This window comes from Serratia sp. A07 (assembly GCF_058725505.1).
In genome coordinates, this window is the sequence record NZ_JBZXDO010000238.1 from 1 (window position 1) to 620 (window position 620).

Sequence of the window (620 nt, forward strand, 5' to 3'; positions counted from 1 at the left end):
TGGGCGATTGCCCGCGCCTTTGGATGCCGTTTGTATTTTTCCTGGCGGGATAGCGCGTCGGGCCCGCGTCGCAACGTGACGTTCTACGGCTTCAGTGAGCGGCCGGCCGTTGCGGCTTATGCGTTCGATGTGCTGAGCCGGCAGTTGAAAGATGCGACTGCAGACTACCTGAAAACCCAGAATAAGCGCCTGAAAATGAGCACGCGCCGCGCCCGAGCAGAGCAGTTTCGTGCCGGCTGGGTTGCCGGCGTCCGGAGAGTCATCACGACGTTTACCGTTACTGAACAGGAATGCGAGCTGATGGGAACCTGGCTGGAAAGCCAAAAGATGGGGGAGTTGCAGACGCGCGCCCCGAAAACCTGCCGCGGTGATGACATTGCCCGTTTACGTGGATTCGAAGCAGGCCAGAATGCCCGTTTACACCAGGGTGTTCAGGGGGCTGTGACCACTGGCATTGGTTATCAGGGAGGGCGCAATTCATGAACCTTTATCTATTCCTTATCACAATGCTGTCCTTCATTTTTTGGTTCCTGTTTATACGCGACGTTCCTGATCCCAGAACGTGGTTTAAGGACAAGGGCAAAAACTTCATTTCAGCGTTGCCATTCCTGTTCGTTTCC

Annotated in this window: 1 protein-coding gene; it reads left to right on the forward strand. The window is 55.5% G+C overall.

What is annotated here, in order from left to right; translation table 11 throughout:
• Nucleotides 1–483, forward strand: a 483-nt coding sequence (locus AC4PR2_RS29510; protein ID WP_492176125.1) for a DUF7168 domain-containing protein, incomplete at its 5' end; no start/stop codon positions are given.
• Nucleotides 484–620: the final 137 nt, after the last annotated feature.